Origin of the sequence: Enterobacter sp. 04-C-12-SI-ECC (assembly GCF_047530715.1) — a bacterium.
Taxonomy (GTDB): domain Bacteria; phylum Pseudomonadota; class Gammaproteobacteria; order Enterobacterales; family Enterobacteriaceae; genus Enterobacter; species Enterobacter bugandensis.
In genome coordinates this window covers 327575-343928 of sequence record NZ_JBLKDI010000001.1, presented here as the reverse complement: position 1 = coordinate 343928, position 16354 = coordinate 327575, and the positions used below count along the sequence as shown (strand labels likewise).

Here is a 16354-nt window from a genome sequence, read left to right as displayed (position 1 = left end):
GGTCTGACTAACGCACGTATATAACACGAGCCACGGCATTTGCCGTGGCTTATTTATTTTAGCCGCCTGCCAGTTTAACTTTCATGCCTTTGGCTTCAAGCAGCGATTTAATAAAATCGCGTTTATCACCCTGAATTTCGATAATGCCGTCCTTCACGGCGCCGCCGCAGCCACATTTTTTCTTCAACTCTGCTGCCAGCTTGTTCAGCTCCGCATCATCCAGATCAATCCCGGAGATCAGGCAGACCCCCTTTCCTTTTCGCCCGCTGGTCTGACGCTGGATACGAACAATACCGTCACCTTTCGGACGTTCTGCTTTCGTTTTCGGTTCGTCTATGCGCCCGCTTTCCGTCGAGTAGACCAGCCGACTGTTGGAATCAGTCATTGCGCCCCCTTTTTCAGTGATGCGTTGATAGCCTTAAGCGTCTCTGCCGGGTTCGCAGACTGCGTCACCGGCCGGCCGATAACCATGTAGTCAACGCCTGCTGCCAGCGCCTGCTCAGGCGTCATAATGCGTCGCTGATCGCCCACGTCGCTGCCAGCAGGACGAATGCCTGGCGTGACCAGTTTAAAATCTTTGCCCAACTCTGACTTAAAGCGTACCGCTTCCTGCGCGGAGCAAACGACGCCATCAAGACCACAGCTCTGCGTCAGACGCGCGAGACGCTCGGCGTGCCCGGCAGGTGACAACGTCACACCAAGGTCGCGCAAGTCGCTGTCGTCCATGCTGGTCAGCACGGTAACCGCAATCAGTAATGGCGCATCGTTGCCGAACGGCAGGAGTGCTTCGCGAGCGGCTGTCATCATTCTCGCCCCGCCCGACGCGTGGACGTTGACCATCCATACACCCAGTTCCGCAGCGGCGGCAACCGCGTGCGCCGTGGTGTTCGGGATATCATGGAATTTGAGATCGAGGAAGACATCGAAACCGCGCTGCTGCAGATCGCGGACGATTTGCGGTCCAAACAGCGTGAACATCTCTTTACCAACTTTCAGACGACAATCGCGAGGATCGATACCGTCGACAAAGGCCAGCGCTGCGTCACGCTTATTGTAATCAAGCGCAACAACAACAGGAGAATCCGTAATAACGCGGGAAGTGGAGGAAGTAACAGACGTCATGACCAGCCCTTTTCGTCTATGGGCGCGCAGCGGCGCGGAACAGATAAACGGCCTGCATTCTACCTGCCGTCGCCGCAAATTGACAGAATCCATTTATGCCCCTGCCAGGCCAGCAAGCCGCACGCTGTTGAGAAAGCGGTAAAAGCCATCAGTATGTTGTAACTAAAATGAAGGCTTTTAAAAAAATTACTGCCCATCCAGGCCGCGAATTGGCTTGATGGTGGACCAGGCCCGGCAGGACGGACAATGCCAGTAGAGCGTGTAGGCGGTAAAACCACACTTCTGGCAACGGTAGCGCGGCTTGCTGCGCACCTGCTCGCCAACCATGTCGCGCAGTACCATCAGACTCTCTTTCGCGCGCCCTTCTTCCGCATCGTTCAGATGGTAGTCCATCAGCTTGTGGAATACGCGCATCGTGGGATGACGCTGCAGCTGACGGGTAATATAAACCTGTGCGGTGTCGCTCCCCTCATACTGCTCAACCACGTCAGAGAGCATCAGCTCAGCGGTCGCGCCGGTATTCTCTTCCACGCAACGGCGCAGAAATGCCACCCACTCTTCCTGCTTGTCCAGCTGCTGATAGCAGGTTTGCAGCATTTCAAGCGTTTCGCTGACCAGCTCTTTGTCCTGGTCAATCACCCGCATCAGGCTTTCAACGGCTTTAGCGTAGTCGCCGCTGGCCATAAAAACGCGCCCCATCATGATAGAGATACGCGCGCTATTGCGGTCTGCGGCGGCGCCTTTCTTGAGCAACGCCATGGCTTTATCCATGTCGTCGTTGCCCATCTGCTGAAGGGCAAGCTCGCAGTAGAAATGCGCAATTTCAACGCGCTGCTTGTCTTTGCCCAGCTTCACCAGACGTTCGGCCGTATCAATGGCTTTCTGCCAGTCGCTGGTGGCCTGGTAAATCTGCAGTAACTGCTGCAACGCGCCGATACGGAAATCCGTCTCATCCACCAGCTGTGTGAACATATCTTCAGCGCGATCGTACAGCCCCGCGGCCATATAGTCTCGGCCCAGCTGTTGTACCGCCAGGAGACGTTGTTCGTAGGTCAGGGAGGCGCTTTCCATCAGGGTCTGGTGGATACGGATAGCGCGGTCAACCTCGCCGCGCGAGCGGAACAGGTTGCCGAGAGTGAGGTGGGCTTCGACGGTCCCCGTATCCTCTTTCAGCATATCGAGGAACAGGTCTACCGCTTTGTCCTGCTGATTGCTCAGGAGGAAGTTCACCCCCGCAACGTAGTCGCGGGAGAGTCGGTTAGCCTCATCCTGTTTCGTTTGTTGCGCACTTCTGCGGCCCATATACCAGCCATAGGCTGCGGCTACAGGCAAAAGCAGAAACAACAACTCCAGCATAGTCGATTATTCCTTCACGACCGGCACACCTGAACTTTCCGGCATGTCGGACGCAGGCGCAATGTGCTGTTCAAGTCGTTTAATTTTACGTTCAGCGCGCGCAAGAGAAACACGAACTTTCAACCAGAAAAGACCGCAAACCAGCCAGCCGATGGCAAAGCCTGCAGCAAATAAGACCGCCAGCAGGCTGGAGACCCGATACTCACCCTGCGCCAGCAGATAGTTAAACGTCACCTGTTGATCGTTTTGTGCACCCAATGTGACTGAAATGACAAAAATCGCCAATACCAGTAAGAAAATGAGTAAATATTTCACATTACTTCCCGTTATGTGGTTCAAGCGAATAAAGTGTGTTCAACTCACCGCAATCAGCCTTATAAACTACCATTTTAGCGACGGGCGCGAAACGGAAAAAGTAACGCGCACGTCATGGATTTATGGGCAAAATGCACAATATCAACCGTCAGGCGTCGCTTTGCTCCCTTTCGGCGATCTCTTCTTTCTCTTCAGGCGGTGGCGTGAGCGGGCCGCAGAACCGTTCTGCAAGCCAGGTTGCCAGCGTCACTAGCATCCAGGAGATCAGCGTAGCGACCACCAGATCCCGCGGCCAGTGCATCCCCAGCAGCAAGCGGCTGCCCATCACCCCTGTCGCCCAAACCAGTAAAATCGCGATGGTCATGGTGCGACGTCGAGGCCAAAGCAGCCCAACGCCCAGCAACGCCCAGCTGGCTGCAAACATCGTATGGCCGGAAGGAAACGCGAATCCCGTCTCTTTTTGCCAGTGCTTACGCAGGAACTTTGGAATATCTTCCTGTTCTGAAAGCTGTTCTTTCACCAGCGCGCCGCGATCTTTACGCTTTAAATTGTAGAACTCATCCACCGGAACATGGTGCGCTTTTTCCAGCCAGACCACAAAAGGTCTTGGCTCCTGAACGTGATCCTTCACCCAGGACTTCACGCCCTGTCCAATAACGATCGCGCCACCGAGGATAGCAAAGAGCATCAACGCTGCGCGCAGTCGAAAGCGCAGGCACCACAAGAACCAGCCGCAGAGGATAACGTGGGTAATAATTCCCCACGGCTGCGTGACCGTCTCCGTTACCCAGTATAACGTTTTCAGCCACGTGGCATTCTGCCCCGGCTGCCACATCCAGCCGGAGACCCACACGGCCAAAGGCATAATCAATAAAATGGCCGCGCCTGCTGCCGTACGTCTGGCGATTGAAAGCATGTCTTCTCCTTTTTCGCTAAGCCTCACAATCATAACTGAAATTCATTCGATGGGTGGATATGTCGGATCGTGCGTTTAACGTTCATATAGCATGGCGCCCATTAGGCGAACGTGCTGAGCTTGTGGCAAAATGGACAAATACAGAAAGCAAAACAGGCGCAAGGCACGAAACGTGTCAGCCTACTCTGGAGAATCACATGCAGCTTAAACGTGTGGCAGAAGCCAAACTGCCAACCCCATGGGGCGATTTCCTGATGGTGGGGTTTGAAGAACTGGCAACCGGACAGGATCATGTCGCGCTGGTCTACGGCGACATTTCAGGGCAGACGCCGGTGCTGTCCCGCGTCCATTCGGAGTGTCTGACCGGCGACGCGTTGTTCAGCCTGCGCTGTGATTGCGGTTTCCAGCTCGAAGCTGCCCTTACCCATATTGCCGAAGAAGGCCGCGGCGTGCTGCTCTATCACCGTCAGGAAGGTCGTAACATTGGTCTGCTGAATAAAATCCGCGCTTACGCGCTGCAGGACCAGGGCTACGATACGGTGGAAGCCAACCACCAGCTCGGTTTTGCCGCCGATGAACGTGATTTCACCCTCTGCGCCGATATGTTCAAGCTGCTGGGCGTGGACGAGGTTCGCCTGCTGACTAATAATCCCAAAAAGGTGGAAATCCTCACCGAAGCCGGGATCAACATCGTCGAGCGTGTACCGCTGATTGTCGGCCGCAACCCGAAAAATGCCCACTATCTTGATACCAAGGCGGCCAAAATGGGCCATCTTCTGAAAGAGTGAAAGTAAAAAGCCCGGCACAGATGCCGGGTTTTTTTTATCAATCCAGCATTTTACGAATCACATAATGTAAAATGCCGTCGTTCTGGTAGTAGGTCAGTTCGGTTGCCGTATCAATACGACACCGGCATTCCAGTACCTCGCTTTTCCCGTCTGCTCGCGTAAGCTTCACCGGCACCGTTTTGCCCGGCTGCAGGTTTTGCAGGCCGCTAATATCAATCTGCTCTTCCCCCGTCAGGCCCAGCGTTTTGCGCGTGACGCCCTGCGGGAACTCAAGCGGCAGGATCCCCATGCCAATCAGGTTCGAGCGGTGAATACGTTCAAACGACTCGGCGATGACCACGCGAACGCCAAGCAGTCGCGGACCTTTCGCCGCCCAGTCACGACTGGAGCCGGAACCGTACTCTTTCCCGGCGATCACCGCCAGCGGCGTACCTTCCTGCTGATATTTGACGGCTGCGTCATAAATCGACACGACTTCCGTCCCCGGAAGATGGCGCGTCATCCCCCCTTCCACGCCCGGAACCATTTCGTTACGAATGCGGATGTTGGCAAACGTCCCGCGCATCATCACTTCATGGTTACCGCGGCGCGATCCGTAGGAGTTAAAATCGCGGCGCTCCACGCCCCGGCTTTGCAGATAACGGCCCGCCGGGCTGTCGGCTTTGATGCTCCCCGCCGGAGAGATATGGTCAGTGGTGACGGAATCCCCCAGCATCGCCAGTATGCGCGCCCCGTGAATATCCTGAAGCGGTGCAGGCTCGGCCAGCATTTCATCAAAGAATGGCGACAGGCGGATATAGGTGGAATCGTCCTGCCAGTCATAGGTGTCCGAGCCCACAACGTTGATGGCTTTCCATTCCGGCGTGCCTTCAAACACTTCCGCATACTCTTTGCGGAACATCTCGGTGGAGACCTTTTCAACGGCCATCGCAATTTCACGTGAGGACGGCCAGATATCTTTCAGATAGACCGGCTCATTCTTGCGGTCGTGACCAATAGGATCGGTAGCCAGGTTGATATTCATGTTCCCGGCGAGCGCGTAGGCCACCACCAGCGGCGGCGAAGCGAGCCAGTTGGTTTTCACCAGCGGATGAATACGTCCTTCAAAGTTACGGTTACCGGAAAGGACTGCGCCAACCGTCAGATCGCCCTGCTTGATTGCCGTTTCAATAGGTTCAGGCAGCGGGCCGGAGTTACCGATGCAGGTGGTACAGCCATAGCCCACGAGGTTAAAGCCCAGCTCGTCAAGATACGGCGTTAGCCTGGCCTGCGCCAGGTAATCCGAGACCACTTTGGAGCCCGGTGCCAGGGAGGCTTTTACCCAGGGCTGTGGTTTCAGCCCCAGCTCAACCGCTTTTTTAGCCAGCAGGCCGGCAGCCATTAATACGCTGGGGTTTGAGGTGTTGGTGCAGGAGGTAATGGCGGCTATGACAACCGCGCCGTCCGGGAGCTGATACTGATGTCCGTTCAGAACATAGTCGATTGGGCGATGGTCCTTCTTCGCCACGTTAACTTCCAGCTCGTTGCTTGCGGCAAACGCTTTTGGCACGTCGCTTAACGCTACGCGATCCTGCGGACGTTTCGGACCGGCGAGGCTCGCCTCAACGCTTCCCATGTCAAGCGCAAGCGTGCTGGTAAATACCGGCTCATCCCCCGGATTGCGCCACATGCCCTGCGCTTTGGTGTACGCCTCCACCAGCGCCACCTGCTCTTCGCTGCGTCCGCTCAGGCGCATGTACTCCAGCGTGACGTCATCAATGGGGAAAAATCCGCAGGTTGCACCATATTCTGGCGCCATGTTGGCGATGGTCGCGCGATCAGCCAGCGGCAGCGAATCCAGCCCGTCACCGTAAAATTCAACAAATTTTCCCACCACACCATGCTTACGCAGCATCTGGGTAACGGTGAGCACCAGATCGGTGGCGGTAATGCCTTCAGACAACTTCCCGGTGAGCTTAAAGCCCACGACATCAGGGATAAGCATGGAGACCGGCTGACCGAGCATGGCGGCTTCCGCTTCGATACCACCGACACCCCAGCCCAGCACGCCGAGGCCGTTAATCATGGTGGTGTGGGAATCTGTACCCACCAGTGTGTCCGGATAAGCCACCCACTCTTTGTCCTGCAATTCACTCCAGACGGCTTTACCGAGATATTCAAGGTTAACCTGGTGACAAATACCGGTGCCGGGTGGAACCACGCTAAAGCGGCTGAACGCCTGCTGACCCCACTTCAGGAAGACATAACGCTCGTGATTTCGCTCCATCTCGAGACGCACGTTCTCGCCAAAGGCATCGTCATCACCGAAGTGGTCAACGGTTACGGAGTGGTCAATCACGAGGTCGACGGGTGAAAGCGGGTTCACTTTAGCCGTATCGCCGCCGAGGCGTTTAACCGCCTCACGCATGGCGGCGAGATCCACCACGGCAGGAACGCCGGTGAAGTCTTGCATCAGGACCCTTGCCGGGCGGTAGGCAATTTCTCTGTCGGCATGGGCATTCTTAAGCCACCCTGCCAGCGCCTGAATATCGTCGAGGGTCACGGAGTCACCGTCCTGCCAGCGCAAGAGATTTTCCAGCAAAACTTTCAAGGACTTGGGTAAACGCGAAATGTCCCCAAGCGTTCTGGCAGCCAGCGGCAGGCTATAGTAGTGCCAGGTTTTATTTTCTGCCTGTAACGTGTCCTTACTGGCTTCGCGTAGGGTTAACGACATAAGCTCCTCCTTAATTACAGAGATGTCCTGACAATCATCAGGGCCGTAATTAAAGATAACACAAAGATGTCGTAACGTTTTGATAACAACCCAAATTGATAAATTTAGGAATGGTCCAGAGGAGGGTAAAACAAAAAACCCCGCCGCAGCGAGGTTTTATGATTTAGTGGACGGCCAGCCAGATGAGCTGACTCCAGAACAGAATCGACAGGGTAAAAACGCCGATCCATGACCAGTATTTTTGAGACATCATGTTATTCATCATAGGGACACCAGGCATTATTTATTAAACGTTCCGAGGCAGGTCCTCGTGCTATATTGCTGATGTGTATTTATTAAAGAGTACAAAGGCGCATAGTCATTATTCAGACTAACTGCATCATTACGCAATAAACTAAATTATTGTTTTTTGGGTTCGTCTTCCGCGAACACATCAATAAAAGCCTGCTGCTGCGGCGTCAGTTTCCAGGATGCTGGCACTGCTGTTGCAGGCGCTTTGCGTCCCTTGTGAACAGTGTCATGATGCTGACACATCCGCTTTGCCGTTTCTGTACGTACCGTCACTGCCATATTCAACCCCAATATTTCCAGGCCAGGAGAGCAACCATCACCCAGAACAGGGCGGAAACGAGAAAGACCGCCAGCCAGGCTTTACGCTTGAGCGCAGGATCCCTTTGCGGTTCTTCACTTCCTGAAGGCATTGCTAACCTCATACAATCGATATCGCTTATCATTTAGGACCAAACAATTGGTATAATTAATCATCTGTTGAGATAAATCCTAAAGAAACTTTAGCCGAAAAGCCAGTGAATTTACGCATCAAGAGGCATGAAATATTCAATCTTTTGACCAGAAATAAATATTTGAAAAGAAAAATTTGCGTAGCCGTTAATTAGTTTCTATTTTTGTCGCCAATTCACGACATTAAAGCCACACAAATTAAAAGGATAATGACAATATATGTCAGGGGAAGTGCAGATGATGATAATTCTAATTTAGCTTTAAGCCGATATTTCGGTATCTTTCCCTCAGGGAAAGATACCGGGTGTGATTATTTTTCGGGGAGTTTGATATCTTTAAACATCTCTTCGATATCTTCATTTGATCGTAATGCCACGGCGGTATCCACCACGTCACGCGTTAAATGCGGTGCAAAGCGCTGAATAAAATCATACATATAGCTTCGCAGGAAGGTACTGCGGCGGAAGCCAATTTTTGTCGTGCTGTGGCTGAAAATATCATGCGCATCAAGACGCACCAGGTCAGGGTCTGACACCGGGTCGACCGCCATGCTGGCGATCACCCCTACCCCCAGTCCAAGCCGTACATAGGTCTTTATGACGTCGGCATCGGTGGCGGTAAAGACTATCCGCGGCGTTAACCCGGCCCGGTTGAAGGCGGTATCAAGCTCAGATCGTCCGGTGAAGCCAAACGTGTAAGTGACCAGAGGATATTGCGCCAGCTCTTCGATTGACACCGACCCTTTGCCCGCCAGCGGATGATCCGGGGTCACCACAATGGAGCGGTTCCAGTGATAGCACGGCAGCATGACCAGATCGTCATAGAGATGGAGCGCTTCCGTCGCGATGGCAAAATCTGCATTGCCCTTCGACACCGCCTCCGCAATTTGCGTCGGCGATCCCTGGTGCATATGCAGGGAGACGCGCGGATAACGCTCGATAAAGCCCTTGATAACGCCCGGTAGCGCATAGCGCGCCTGGGTGTGCGTCGTGGCAATATACAGCGAGCCTTTATCCGGCCAGGTATGTTCCCCCGCCACAGACTTAATCGCATCGACTTTGGAAAGGACTTCCCGCGCAATACGGATGATTTCCTGCCCCGCTGGCGTCACCTGGGTAAGGTGCTTACCACTGCGGGCGAAAATCTGAATACCTAATTCATCCTCCAGCATGCGAACCTGCTTGCTGATGCCCGGTTGCGAGGTATATAGCCCCTCGGCGGTGGAAGAGACATTAAGGTTGTGATTCACCACCTCAACGATATAACGAAGCTGTTGTAATTTCATGCCAGACCATCCGATTTAGCGCACGCGGTCAATCGCTTAAGACGATTTGATAATAAAAAAAGGGTTAACTATAACCACTATATCACTTATAGCCTGACTGTATAGTACGGAACAAAAAATAATAATAAGGTAATAAAAAAGGGCCGGAAGTCCGGCCCTTTCACGGGTAAGCTACGGTTAAGAAAGATTATTTCTTGCCTTCAACCCATTTGCCATCGACAAAGAAGGCGGACCATCCGGTCGCTTTACCCTCTTTCTCTGCCGCAACGTACTGCTGCTTCGTTTTACGGCTAAAACGGACCACCGTCTTATTGCCTTCAGGATCCTGCTGTGGCGCATCGGCCAGATAACGCAGCTTCTCAGGCAGACGATCGCGGAAGCGATGCAGCTCTTCCACCAGCGGGGCGCGCGTTTCACGCGATTTCGGGAAGGTGTTGGCGGCCAGGAAGACACCTGCGGCACCATCACGCAGCACGAAGTACGCGTCGGATTTTTCACACGGCAATTCTGGCAGCGGAACCGGATCTTCCTTCGGCGGAGCAACCTCACCATTGCGCAGAATTTTGCGCGTGTTCTTACACTCGTCGTTTGTGCAGGCCATATACTTACCGAAACGCCCCATTTTCAGGTGCATCTCAGAGCCACACTTCTCGCACTCCACAATCGGGCCGTCATAGCCTTTAATGCGGAACTCACCCTCTTCGATCTCATACCCGTCGCACGTTGGGTTGTTACCGCACACGTGTAGCTTACGTTTAGGATCGATCAGATAGCTGTCCATCGCCGTGCCGCATTTTTTGCAGCGGCGTTTCGCGCGCAGGGCGTTGGTTTCCGCATCATCACCTTCCAGCACGTTGAGAACTTCGTTCTCCGGCACCAGGTTGATGGTTGTTTTGCAGCGCTCTTTGGGTGGCAGCGCATAGCCTGAACAGCCAAGGAACACGCCCGTTGTCGCAGTACGGATCCCCATCTTGCGGCCGCAGGTCGGGCAGTCGATGCTGGTAAGAACCATCTGGTTAGGCAGCATGCCGCCCTCTTCAGGATCTTTCTCCGCTTTCTCAAGCTGGTTGGTAAAGTCGCTGAAGAAGCTATCGAGAACCTTCTTCCACTCCGCCTTGTGACTGGCCACTTCGTCGAGGCTGTCTTCCATCTGCGCGGTGAAGTCGTAGTTCATCAATTCGCGGAAGTTAGCTTCCAGACGGTCAGTGACAATCTCACCCATTTTTTCGGCATAGAAACGGCGGTTCTCTACGCGAACGTAACCGCGGTCCTGAATGGTCGAGATGATTGACGCGTAGGTTGACGGACGGCCAATCCCGCGTTTTTCCAGCTCTTTAACCAACGACGCTTCACTAAAGCGCGCAGGCGGCTTGGTGAAGTGCTGGGCCGGAACCAGGTCGACAAGCGACAACTCGTCGCCTTTGTTTACCGCAGGCAGCGTACGGTCTTCATCACCTTTACGCAGTGCAGGCATCACTTTCGTCCAGCCGTCGAAGCGCAGAATACGACCGCGTGCCTTGAGGCGGAAGTCGCCCGCGCCAACGGTCAGCGTAGTGGAATCATATTTCGCTGGCGTCATCTGACACGCGACAAACTGACGCCAGATCAGCTGATACAGCTTCTGGGCGTCGGCTTCCATATCCTTCAGCGACTCGGCTAAAACAGAGACATCAGAGGGACGAATCGCTTCGTGCGCTTCCTGAGAATTCTCCTTGCTGGCGAACTGGTTGGCGCTTTCCGGCAGGTATTTTTTACCGAAGTTATCGCTGATGTAGCCGCGCACCATGTTCACCGCGTCCTGGCTCAGGTTCGTTGAGTCAGTACGCATGTAGGTGATGTAACCCGCTTCATACAAGCGCTGGGCCATCATCATGGTTTTCTTCACGCCGTAACCCAGACGGGTGCTCGCCGCCTGTTGCAGTGTGGACGTGATAAACGGCGCGCCAGGCTTGCTGCTGGTCGGCTTATCTTCGCGTTCCAGTACCTGATAGCGCGCTTTTTCCAGCAGCGCCACGGCGGCCATGGTCTGATCGCGGTTTTCAGGACGGAAAGGCTTATCGTTGTGATGGCTTACCTGCAGCGGCAGCGCATCACCGCCCGGGGTAGTGACATTGGCGTCAACTTCCCAGAACTCTTCCGGCACGAAGGCTTTAATTTCGCGTTCACGCTCAACGACAAGACGCACGGCTACAGACTGCACGCGTCCTGCGGACAGGCCGCGGGCAATCTTTTTCCACAGCAGTGGAGAAACCATGTAGCCCACAACGCGGTCCATAAAGCGACGCGCCTGCTGGGCGTTCACACGGTCGATATTCAGCTCGCCCGGCTTCTCAAACGCCTGACGAATCGCATTCTTTGTAATTTCGTTAAACACTACGCGGCTGTAGCGTTTGTCATCCCCGCCGATCACTTCCCGCAGGTGCCACGCAATGGCTTCCCCTTCGCGGTCAAGGTCGGTTGCGAGATAGATGTGGTCTGCTTTTTCAGCCAGCTGCTTCAGCTCGTTAACGACTTTTTCTTTCCCGGGCAGCACTTCATATTGTGCATCCCAGTTGTGCCATGGGTTAACACCCATGCGGTTGACAAGCGCGCTACGTTCATCCTTTTTAGGCTTTTTAGCCCCTTTGGTGGAGGTAGAGTCTGCGCTCTTTTTGCTGGCTGAGCCACTGGTCGGCAAATCGCGGATGTGACCAACGCTGGACTTAACCACGTAGTCATTACCCAGATACTTATTGATCGTTTTGGCTTTTGCCGGGGACTCAACGATGACGAGAGCTTTACCCATATTCACCTTTACCTAATTTAATTCTTCCAGGAATACGCCGCACGTTGATTTCCCTTCCGCTGACGACGAGCCAATGATATTGCGACTGCGTCAGGGGATATCAACCCCTATGTCTTACCGAACGTCAGAATGGCGACATCCAGGTCATTGAGTTTTCGGGTATTTTTCTCACATCTCGTATTATTCGTGACGAATTCCCGGTCGAATGTCAAGCAATTCTGTTGCCAGAATGACGAAAGCGCACACTCTACCTGATAAAATTCGTTACGCAACTTTATTAGCATGCAAAAGCAAATCCCGCCAACCTGCCCTCTGCATCTTATCCCCTCACATTACAGGGAAAATTTGCCCCCAAAGCGCCCCCGGCGTAGACTATTGTCACTGTTTAAGGAGTGGATTATGCAGAATACGACCCAACCCATTGACCGAGCCTCTCTGCTTATCGAAGCAAACAAGCTTATTCGTGACCATGAAGATACGCTGGCAGGCATTGAAGCCACCGGTGTTGAGCAACGTAATGGCGTGCTGGTTTTCAGCGGCGAATACTTCCTTGACGAGCAGGGGTTACCGACCCCGAAAAGCACTGCCGTGTTTAATATGTTTAAATACCTGGCGCATACGCTTTCAGAGAAATATCACCTGGTCGATTAATGCAAAACGCGAGGCATATGCCTCGCGTTTTTGTTTACAGCAGCGGTTTTTGTCCGCGCTGTAGCCAGCGAAGCAGCAGGCGGTCCGCGCTTTCCGCCGCACTGTTGGTAAAGCGGTCCATCAGCCGTTTGCGCTGTGTAAAGCGCACGCCTACCAGTTCCCGGCCTTCCATCAGGTTGAGCAGCAGGTCATCACTGGTACCTACTTCATCCACCAGCCCTTTTTCCTGCGCCTGGATGCCGTACCAGTGCTCACCGGTCGCCACCTGTTCAATATCCAGCGTTGGGCGCATGCGATGTACGAAGTCTTTAAAGAGATGGTGAGTTTCATTCAGATCTTCACGGAATTTTTGGCGCCCCTCTTCCGTGTTTTCCCCCAGCAGCGTCAGGGTGCGTTTGTACTGACCCGCCGTGTGAAGTTCGATATCAATCTCTTTATTTTTCAGGAAGCGGTTAAAGTTAGGGATCTGTGCGACCACGCCAATGGAACCTATGATGGAAAACGGCGCCGCAACGATTTTGTCCGCCACGCAGGCCATCATATAGCCGCCGCTCGCCGCGACTTTATCTACTGCCACGGTAAGTGGGATCTGCTTCTCGCGCAGACGCTGCAGCTGCGAAGCGGCCAACCCGTAACCGTGTACCACCCCGCCCGGGCTCTCAAGACGCACCACCACCTGATCCTGCGGCGTTGCCACGGCCAGAACCGCAGTCACCTCTTCGCGCAGCGAAGCGACTTCATGCGCATCCATGCTGCCTTTAAAATCGAGCACATAGACGCGGGGTTTTGCGTCGCCCTGCGGCGTCGCGAGCTTTGCCTTCGCCTTCGCGGCTTTGGCTTCCTGCTTGTGTTTTTTCTTCTGGGCTTTCAGCCACAGCTTCTGCTGATGGCTATCGAGCAGCGAGAGGGACATCTCTTCCTGCATCTCTTTATACTGCTCGCTCAGGCGGGTGATGCGTAACTCCCCACGCTGACGCTTGCGCTGCGTCAGGTTGACAATCAGAACGGCAACCACGGCAATGGCAATCACCACCGTCGCGATTTTGGCCAAAAACAACCCATATTGAGAAAGTAATTCCACGCGTTCCACCTTGATTTAACCACGAATCTTTCACGGCAGTGTACAACAGCCCTGCCCCTGCGTCTCGCCCGTGACATTACCTCTGCGAGCCGTCTTCAGGAATCCCCGCGCTGCGGTTTAAATATTTGCAAATTGTTAATTTTGCAGCAATGCGTCCTGTAGACTGATTGAATTCTCACGCTAATTCGGGCATAAAGCCGAAAAGTCATTATGAAGGCGTGATTGAGACACCGTGCGCCTGAGGAGTCACCGTGCATTATCAACCGCAAAAAAACCTGCTGCAGAACCGAATCATTCTTGTCACCGGCGCCAGCGATGGTATTGGTCGCGAAGCGGCCCTGACGTACGCTGAATATGGCGCAAGCGTAATTCTGATTGGGCGCAACGAAGAAAAGCTCAAAGGGGTCGCTCAGGAAATTGAGGCCGCAGGCGGCACACCTGCCCCCTGGTACACGCTCGATTTGCTGACCTGCACCCCAGCGCTCTGCCAGGAGCTTGCTCACCGTATCAGTACCCACTACCCACGTCTTGACGGCGTACTGCACAACGCCGGTTTGTTAGGTGAAGTGCGTCCAATGGATGAACAGGATCCTGAAATCTGGCAGCAGGTGATGCAGGTTAACGTTAACGGTACTTTTTTCCTCACGCAGGCCTTGCTTCCTTTATTACTCAAATCCGAGTCTGGATCTCTGGTCTTCACCTCTTCCAGCGTAGGCCGCGAGGGACGCGCAAACTGGGGGGCTTATGCTGTCTCAAAATTCGCGACCGAGGGCATGATGCAGGTGCTGGCGGATGAGTACCAGAGCCGGCATCTGCGCGTGAACTGCATTAATCCGGGGGGGACGCGCACCAGCATGCGCGCCAGCGCGTTCCCGACGGAAGATCCGCTGAAGCTGAAAACCCCGGCAGACATTATGCCGCTCTATCTCTGGCTGATGGGCGACGACAGCCGCCGCAAAACCGGAATGACCTTTGATGCCCAGCCGGGCCGCAAACCGGGAATTTCGCAATGAGTGAAGAACGTCATCAGCAGCGACAGCAGCGTCTGAAGGAACAGGTTGACGCGCGCGTCGCGGCAGCCCAGGACGAGCGAGGGATCGTCATTGTTTTTACCGGCAATGGTAAAGGCAAAACTACTGCCGCGTTTGGCACCGCTACGCGCGCCGTCGGCCACGGGCAAAAAGTGGGGGTCATCCAGTTTATCAAAGGGGAATGGCCCAACGGTGAGCGTAATTTGCTTGAACCTCACGGCGTTGAGTTTCAGGTGATGGCGACCGGGTTTACGTGGGATACGCAGAACCGGGAAACCGATACCGCAGCCTGCCTTGCCGTGTGGAAGCACGCAAAAAGGATGCTGGCTGACCCGACATTAAATATGGTGCTGCTGGATGAGATCACCTATATGGTCGCCTACGACTACCTGCCGCTGGAGGAGGTGCTGGATGCACTGAAGAACCGCCCTGCGCACCAGACGGTTATCGTTACAGGTCGCGGGTGTCATCGTGAGATTCTGGAGCTGGCAGATACAGTCAGCGAGCTGCGTCCGGTCAAGCATGCGTTTGATGCAGGCATCAAAGCACAAATTGGCATTGATTACTAAAGAAAAAGCCCGGTGAGTTCACCGGGCTTTTTCAATTAACCGTTGTTATTCCGGTTGCCAGAGCGACGATTGCTGTTCACTTGGCTGTGGCGTTTAACCGCACGACGGATCTGATTCGCCTTCATACGACGACGATCTTTCTCCACCGCCACTTTAGAGGTGGTTTCCGGCGTCAGGCCAACCAGCTCGCGCAGGTAGTTAGTCTGGGTAAGATCCAGCTCGGTATAACCACCGCGCGGCAGACCTTTCGGCAGCAGAATGTCGCCGTAGCGAACGCGGATCAGGCGGCTAACCTGCACGCCTACCGCTTCCCACAGACGACGCACCTCGCGGTTACGGCCTTCGGTCAGGGTCACGTTGTACCACTGGTTAATCCCTTCACCACCGGTAAATTTGATGGTTTTGAACGCCGCAGGGCCGTCTTCCAGCTGCACGCCACGCGACAGATCGCGCAGTTTATTTTCGTCGACCTGGCCGAAAACGCGAACGGCGTATTCACGCTCTACTTCACGGCTTGGGTGCATGAGGCGGTTTGCCAGTTCACCATCGGTGGTGAACAGCAGCAGACCGCAGGTGTTCACGTCCAGACGCCCCACCGCAATCCAGCGGGCGCCGCGCAGTTTTGGCAGACGGTCAAACACCGTTGGACGACCTTCCGGGTCGTTGCGCGTACACAGCTCGCCTTCCGGCTTGTAATACGCCAGCACGCGGCAGATCTGTTCCGCGGACTCTTTCACGGAGATAAGATGACCGTCAATGCGGATCTTGAGCCCCGGTACGATTTCTACGCGGTCACCCAGCGTGGCGATTTTACCGTCCACACTCACGCGGCCCGCTTCTATAATGGCTTCGATTTCACGGCGTGAGCCGTGGCCGGCGCGCGCCAGCACTTTCTGTAACTTCTCGCTCATTGAGCTTCCTCAGGTGTCGCCTTCACAGGCGTCGAATCAGGTCAAAAGCAGAGCCGAGCCCTGCTTTGATGGCCGCGTAGTATATCTGCT

General features: G+C 54.4%; 17 protein-coding genes. 4 read left to right on the top strand and 13 right to left on the bottom strand.

What is annotated here, in order from left to right:
- Positions 1-58 precede the first annotated feature (58 nt).
- The 5 genes from yciH to pgpB form a co-directional block, all read right to left on the bottom strand.
- Entirely contained in the window at positions 59-385 is a 327-nt protein-coding gene (gene yciH, locus ACMWL8_RS01715) for a stress response translation initiation inhibitor YciH (RefSeq protein WP_045260659.1), read from the bottom strand.
- Positions 382-1122, bottom strand: coding sequence for an orotidine-5'-phosphate decarboxylase (gene pyrF, locus ACMWL8_RS01710; protein WP_045260660.1), 741 nt, complete (start codon positions 1120-1122; stop codon positions 382-384). The genes yciH and pyrF overlap by 4 nt, the downstream gene beginning before the upstream one ends.
- A 186-nt stretch (positions 1123-1308) precedes the next feature.
- The gene (gene lapB, locus ACMWL8_RS01705) at positions 1309-2478 is read right to left on the bottom strand and encodes a lipopolysaccharide assembly protein LapB (RefSeq protein ID WP_041909646.1); all 1170 of its coding nucleotides are present in this window, start codon (positions 2476-2478) and stop codon (positions 1309-1311) included.
- A 6-nt stretch (positions 2479-2484) separates the two neighbouring features.
- Positions 2485-2793, bottom strand: a complete 309-nt coding sequence (locus ACMWL8_RS01700) for a LapA family protein (RefSeq protein ID WP_028013399.1) — start codon at positions 2791-2793, stop codon at positions 2485-2487.
- A 148-nt stretch (positions 2794-2941) separates the two neighbouring features.
- Positions 2942-3709 (bottom strand): phosphatidylglycerophosphatase B, encoded by a 768-nt coding sequence (pgpB, locus tag ACMWL8_RS01695; protein WP_028013400.1) that lies wholly within the window; start codon positions 3707-3709, stop codon positions 2942-2944.
- Between the two features lie 197 nt (positions 3710-3906).
- Between pgpB and ribA the strand changes: the two genes are divergently transcribed.
- Complete coding sequence (gene ribA, locus ACMWL8_RS01690; protein WP_028013401.1) at positions 3907-4497, top strand: GTP cyclohydrolase II; 591 nt, start codon at positions 3907-3909, stop codon at positions 4495-4497.
- Between the two features lie 37 nt (positions 4498-4534).
- On the opposite strand, the gene acnA is transcribed toward ribA, so the two are convergent.
- From acnA to topA, 6 genes are all read right to left on the bottom strand, one after another.
- Positions 4535-7210 (bottom strand): aconitate hydratase AcnA, encoded by a 2676-nt coding sequence (gene acnA, locus ACMWL8_RS01685; protein WP_028013402.1) that lies wholly within the window; start codon positions 7208-7210, stop codon positions 4535-4537.
- A 163-nt stretch (positions 7211-7373) separates the two neighbouring features.
- Positions 7374-7472: a small membrane protein YmiC gene (gene ymiC / locus ACMWL8_RS01680; RefSeq protein WP_032644994.1), complete on the bottom strand. Its 99-nt coding sequence runs from the start codon at positions 7470-7472 to the stop codon at positions 7374-7376.
- A gap of 137 nt (positions 7473-7609) precedes the next feature.
- A complete protein-coding gene (locus ACMWL8_RS01675) occupies positions 7610-7780 on the bottom strand; it encodes a hypothetical protein (protein WP_032644881.1) in 171 nt (56 codons plus the stop codon).
- Positions 7781-7782: 2 nt separating this feature from the next.
- A complete protein-coding gene (locus tag ACMWL8_RS01670) occupies positions 7783-7923 on the bottom strand; it encodes a YmiA family putative membrane protein (protein WP_213743510.1) in 141 nt (46 codons plus the stop codon).
- Positions 7924-8261: 338 nt separating this feature from the next.
- On the bottom strand, positions 8262-9236 hold the full coding sequence (gene cysB, locus ACMWL8_RS01665; protein WP_028013403.1) for an HTH-type transcriptional regulator CysB: 975 nt from the start codon (positions 9234-9236) through the stop codon (positions 8262-8264).
- 187 nt (positions 9237-9423) lie between these two features.
- Complete coding sequence (topA, locus tag ACMWL8_RS01660) at positions 9424-12021, bottom strand: type I DNA topoisomerase (RefSeq protein ID WP_041909639.1); 2598 nt, start codon at positions 12019-12021, stop codon at positions 9424-9426.
- Positions 12022-12420: 399 nt separating this feature from the next.
- Here topA and ACMWL8_RS01655 point away from each other — a divergent pair, with 399 nt between their 5' ends.
- Positions 12421-12672, top strand: coding sequence for a YciN family protein (locus ACMWL8_RS01655; RefSeq protein WP_003856804.1), 252 nt, complete (start codon positions 12421-12423; stop codon positions 12670-12672).
- Positions 12673-12706: 34 nt separating this feature from the next.
- Here the strand turns inward: ACMWL8_RS01655 and sohB are convergent, their stop codons facing one another.
- Positions 12707-13753: a protease SohB gene (gene sohB, locus ACMWL8_RS01650; RefSeq protein WP_041909637.1), complete on the bottom strand. Its 1047-nt coding sequence runs from the start codon at positions 13751-13753 to the stop codon at positions 12707-12709.
- 251 nt (positions 13754-14004) lie between these two features.
- On the opposite strand from sohB, the gene ACMWL8_RS01645 reads away from it, so the two are divergent.
- Together ACMWL8_RS01645 and cobO are read left to right on the top strand one after the other, a co-directional pair.
- Positions 14005-14766: a YciK family oxidoreductase gene (locus ACMWL8_RS01645; RefSeq protein ID WP_028013406.1), complete on the top strand. Its 762-nt coding sequence runs from the start codon at positions 14005-14007 to the stop codon at positions 14764-14766.
- Positions 14763-15353 (top strand): cob(I)yrinic acid a,c-diamide adenosyltransferase, encoded by a 591-nt coding sequence (cobO, locus tag ACMWL8_RS01640; RefSeq protein ID WP_045260661.1) that lies wholly within the window; start codon positions 14763-14765, stop codon positions 15351-15353. The genes ACMWL8_RS01645 and cobO overlap by 4 nt, the downstream gene beginning before the upstream one ends.
- Before the next feature lie 35 nt (positions 15354-15388).
- On the opposite strand, the gene rluB is transcribed toward cobO, so the two are convergent.
- Positions 15389-16264, bottom strand: a complete 876-nt coding sequence (rluB, locus tag ACMWL8_RS01635) for a 23S rRNA pseudouridine(2605) synthase RluB (protein ID WP_045260662.1) — start codon at positions 16262-16264, stop codon at positions 15389-15391.
- Between the last annotated feature and the right edge of the window lie 90 nt (positions 16265-16354).